Source organism: Streptomyces sp. NPDC055078 (assembly GCF_053607985.1).
The window spans coordinates 1-4442 of the sequence record NZ_JBSGUP010000671.1; the positions used below are offsets into that span (position 1 = coordinate 1).

The 4442-nt window shown below is 71.2% G+C and carries 4 protein-coding genes and 1 pseudogene; all 5 read left to right on the forward strand.

From position 1 onward, the window contains the following. Window positions 1–151: 151 nt before the first annotated feature. Complete coding sequence (locus tag ACWF94_RS34510) at window positions 152–1060, forward strand: carbohydrate ABC transporter permease (protein WP_453497831.1); 909 nt, start codon at window positions 152–154, stop codon at window positions 1058–1060. 2 nt (window positions 1061–1062) lie between these two features. Beyond that, window positions 1063–2007, forward strand: coding sequence for a carbohydrate ABC transporter permease (locus tag ACWF94_RS34515; protein ID WP_453497822.1), 945 nt, complete (start codon window positions 1063–1065; stop codon window positions 2005–2007). A 2-nt stretch (window positions 2008–2009) separates the two neighbouring features. Continuing rightward, complete coding sequence (locus tag ACWF94_RS34520) at window positions 2010–3095, forward strand: NAD-dependent epimerase/dehydratase family protein (protein ID WP_453497825.1); 1086 nt, start codon at window positions 2010–2012, stop codon at window positions 3093–3095. 6 nt (window positions 3096–3101) lie between these two features. Further along, window positions 3102–4205: a dihydrodipicolinate synthase family protein gene (locus ACWF94_RS34525; RefSeq protein WP_453497828.1), complete on the forward strand. Its 1104-nt coding sequence runs from the start codon at window positions 3102–3104 to the stop codon at window positions 4203–4205. After that, a pseudogene (locus ACWF94_RS34530) lies at window positions 4189–4442 on the forward strand (hypothetical protein); the annotation flags it as partial. The gene ACWF94_RS34525 and the pseudogene ACWF94_RS34530, both read left to right, overlap by 17 nt.

A 4442-nucleotide genomic window follows, 5' to 3' on the forward strand; every position in this document is an offset into this window, starting at 1 on the left:
GCCCCGCGCCCGCGCCCGTTCCACTCGTACGCCCCTCTCGGGCGCCGCCGATTCCGTCCGTACGCCGATTCCGTCCGTAGCCCGTTTCGGCCCGCACCCCGTATCCGCCCGTATCCCGTATCCGCTCGCACCGCCGTACGAAGGAGGTCCCGTGGCCGAAGTCGCGGAACGCCCCCGCCCGCCCAAGGTCCGCCGCGGGCCCCATGCCCGACGGGAGGCGCGGATAGGGCTGTTCTTCGTCCTGCCCGCTCTGCTGGTCTTCCTCGCCTTCCGGTTCGGGCCCGCGGTGGCGGGAATGCTGCTCGGATTCACCGACTACACCCTCGGTTCCGACACCAGCTTCACCGGACTGGAGAACTTCCACCGGCTGATGGACGACCCGGTGTTCTGGTCGGCGCTGAAGGTCACCGTCCTCTACACCGTGATGGCGGTGCCGCTCACGATCGGGCTCTCGCTGGGCCTGGCGCTGCTCACCCGCCGCGCCTTCCGCGGCTCCAAGCTGTTCCGCTCGGTGTTCTTCCTGCCGGTGGTGACCAGTCTGATCCTGGCGTCGACCGTGTTCATCTGGATCTTCTCCACGGACGGGCCGTGGTCCACGGTGATGGGCTGGCTCGGGCTGCCCGACCAGTCCTGGCTCAGCGACTCCGCGCTGGTGCTGCCCGCGCTCGCGCTCGTCGGCGTCTGGTCGCGCTGCGGATACGGGATGCTCATCCTGCTCGCCCGGCTCCAGGACGTACCGCGCGAACTGGAGGAGGCCGCCCTGATGGACGGCGCCGGGCCCTGGAAACGGTTCCGGTACATCGTGGCCCCGCAGTTGAAGGGCTCCTTCTTCTTCCTGGCCGTGATCGAGACCACCGCGAGTTTCCAGGTCTTCGACGCCGTCTACATGATGACCGGCGGCGGGCCCGCCAACGCCAGTTACAGCCTGGTCTTCCAGCTCTACGACGCGGGCTTCAAATACTTCGACCTCGGCTATGCCAGCGCCATCGGCTGTGTCCTGTTCGTCCTCACCCTGGTGGTGGCGGGGGTCCAGCGACTGGTCATCGGAAAGGAGCAGTGACCATGAGCGACACCCTGACCACCAAGGGCCCGGCGCCCGCCCCGGCGGGACCGCCCGGCCCGGAGCGCCGCCGCCGGAAGCCCAAGGGACCCAAGGAGCCCAAGGAGCGCGACACCCTGCCCAGCGCGCTGCGGATGACTCCCCGGGGGAAGGTGCTGCGCGCGGTGCTGCTGGCCCTCGCCGCCGTGGTCACCCTCTTCCCGTTCTACGCGATGGTGGTGCTCTCGCTGAAGCCGGAGGGCGCGGTCAGCCTGCCCGGCAGTCTGGCGCCCTGGCCGCTGGAGGCCGGTGCCTACGGCGATGTGCTCGGCTCCCAGGACGTACCGCGCTGGCTGTTCAACACCGTGGTCTACTCCCTGGTGTCGGTCGTCGGCGTACTGCTGCTGTCCGCGCTGGCCGGTTACGCGTTCGCCAAGAAGCGCTTCCCCGGCCGGGAGACCATGTTCTGGTCGTTCCTGTCGATGGTGATGGTCCCGTACCACGTCACGATGATCCCGACCTTCATCATGATCGCCAAGCTGGGCGGGGTGGACAGCTACTGGGGGCTGATCGTCCCCACGCTCGCCAATGCGCAGGCCGTCTTTCTGATGCGGCAGTTCATCCTCGGGCTGCCCGACGAACTCTTCGAGGCCGCCCGGCTCGACGGGTGCAGCGAACTCCAGATCTTCTTCCGTATCGTGCTGCCGCTGCTCAAACCGATCCTCGCCACACTGGGCACCTTCGTCTTCCTGTGGCACTGGAACGACTTCCTGTGGCCACTGGTCATCGGCCAGAGCACGGACATGCGCACACTCACCGTCGGTATCGCCTCGCTCCAGCAGCAACAGGTACCGCTCAACCAGGTTCTCGCCGGTTCCGTCGTCGCCTTCGTACCGATCTTCAGCGCCTATCTGGTGGGTCAGCGGTACTTCACCGAGGGCATCACCGGCTCCGCAGTCAAGGGATAACCATGTCGACACCACCCCTCACCCCCACCGCCCCGCCCGTCGCCCACACCGCCACCGGAGCCCTCGAATTCCCCGACAGCGAGCGGGCGCTGGAAGAACTGCTCGCCACCCCGTCACCCGGTCTGGTCGCCGACCTCGCCGCGCTGGACGGCGATCTGGTGGTGCTCGGCGCGGGCGGCAAGATGGGGCCGAGCCTCGTCCGGCTCGCCCGCCGCGCGCTGGACGCGGCGGGCCGCACGGATCTCGCGGTCCGCGCCGTGTCCCGCTGGTCCGACCGCGCCGCCGCCGAGCGGCTCGCCGCCGAGGGCATCGAGCCGGTCTCCTTCGATCTGCTGGACGGCGACCCGGCCGAACTGCCGGACGCGGGCCATATCGTCTTCATGGTCGGCGCCAAATTCGGCTCAGCGGGCAACCCCTCCCACGCCTGGGCGGTCAACGCCGCGCTCCCGGACCGGATCGCCCGCCGGTACCGTACGGCCGCCGTCGCCGCCTTCTCCACCGGCAATGTGTACCCCCTGGTCCCCACCTCGTCGGCGGGCAGCGCCGAGGGCGACCCGGTGGGTCCGGTGGGCGAGTACGCGATGTCCTGCCTCGGCCGCGAGCGGGTCTTCGGCCACCACGCGAGCGAACACGGGCTGCGGCTGGCGGTCATCCGCCTCAACTACGCGGTCGATCTGCGCTACGGCGTCCTCGCGGACATCGCGTCGGCGGTACGCGCCGGGACACCCGTCGATCTCACGACCGGTCATCTCAACGCCGTATGGCAGGGGTACGCCAACGAGGTCGCGCTGCGCTCGCTGGCGCACGCCGGCGCCGAGCCGTTCACCATCAACCTCAGTGGCCCCGAGACCGCGTCCGTACGGCGCATCGCGCGGCTCTTCGCCGCCGAGTTCGGGCAGGAGGCCCGCTTCACGGGCGAGGAGTCCGGCTCCGCGCTGCTGTCCGACGCGTCCCGGTGCCATGAGCTGTTCGGATATCCCTCCGTACCGCTGCGGACCCTGGTGTCCTGGCAGTCCGAATGGATCCGGCGGGGGCTGCCGCTGACCGGCAAGCCCACCAAGTTCCAGGTCCGCGACGGAAGGTTCTGATCCACGGTGCCCACGCACTCCCCCACGCCCACGGCCACGCACACCGCTACGCCCACGGCCGCCGTCAGCCCCTTGGACATCCTGTCCGCAGGCACGGTGATACCCGCGCATCCGCTCGCCCTCGACGCCGACCGCAGGCTCGACGAACGGCGGCAGCGGGCCCTGACCCGCTACTATCTCGCCTCCGGCGCGGGCGGCCTGGCGGTCGCCGTGCACACCACCCAGTTCGAGATCCGCGAACCGTCGGTCGGTCTGCTGCGCCCGGTGCTGGAACTCGCCTCCGATGTCGTACGGGAGCAGACCGGCCCCGGTACCCCGGGCGAGCGGCCCGTCGTACGGGTCGCGGGCGCCGTCGGCTACACCGCGCAGGCGGTCGCGGAGGCCGAACTCGCCGCCGAACTGGGCTATGACGCCATCCTCCTCAGCTCGGCCGTCCCCGGCGCGGACGAGGCGGGGCTGCTGGACCGCACCCGCGCGGTCGGCGAGGTCCTGCCGGTGATCGGCTTCTATCTCCAGGACGCCGTCGGGGGCCGCTATCTCTCCCCCGCCTACTGGAGCGCGCTCGCCGACATCCCCTCGGTCGTCGCCATCAAGACCGCGCCCTTCGACCGCTACCGCACCGCCGAGGTCATCGCGGCCGTCGCCGCGGCCGACCGCGCCGACGAGGTCGCCCTCTACACCGGCAACGACGACGCCATCATCACCGACCTGCTCACCCCCTACCGCACCGCGCGCGAACTGCGCTGGTTCGCGGGCGGGCTGCTCGGCCAGTGGGCGGTGTGGACGCGCGCCGCCGTCGAACTCTTCGCCGAGGTCCGCGCGGCACGCGCCGGTGACCACGCCCTCACCACCGATCTGCTGCGCCGCGCACCCCAGCTCAGCGAGGCCAACGGGGCCGTGTTCGACGTACGGTACGACTTCCGCGGCTGTATCGCCGGAGTCCACGAGGTGCTGCGCCGCCAGGGGCTGCTGGCCGGGACCTGGTGCCTGGACCCCAAGGAGCAGCTCTCCCCGGGGCAGGCCGAGGAGATCGCCCGGGTCAGCGAGGCGTACCCCTGGCTGACCGACGACGCGTTCGTGAGGGAGCACCTCGATGACTGGCTCCGCTGACCCCGGGCCGGAGCGCGCCCCCCGGGCGCGGGTCGTGGTGGCGGTGCCGCCCGGTCTGCGCGCCGGCATGTTCGCCCCCGCCGTCTGGCGACGGCTGACCGGGGCCGCCGATGTCACCGTCCTGGACACCCATGACGACCGGGCGGCGCTGGGCCGGGCGCTGGCGGGGGTGGAGGCCCCGGGCGACCCGCTGGGACAGGCGGACGCGGACGCCGGCGGGGCTGAAGTGGGCGGTGC

Bases quoted from the DNA above. Each gene is read 5' to 3' on its own strand.
- ACWF94_RS34515 (WP_453497822.1), top strand. From the start codon at position 1,063: ATGAGCGACACCCTGACCACCAAGGGCCCGGCGCCCGCCCCGGCGGGA.
- ACWF94_RS34520 (WP_453497825.1), top strand. From the start codon at position 2,010: ATGTCGACACCACCCCTCACCCCCACCGCCCCGCCCGTCGCCCACACC.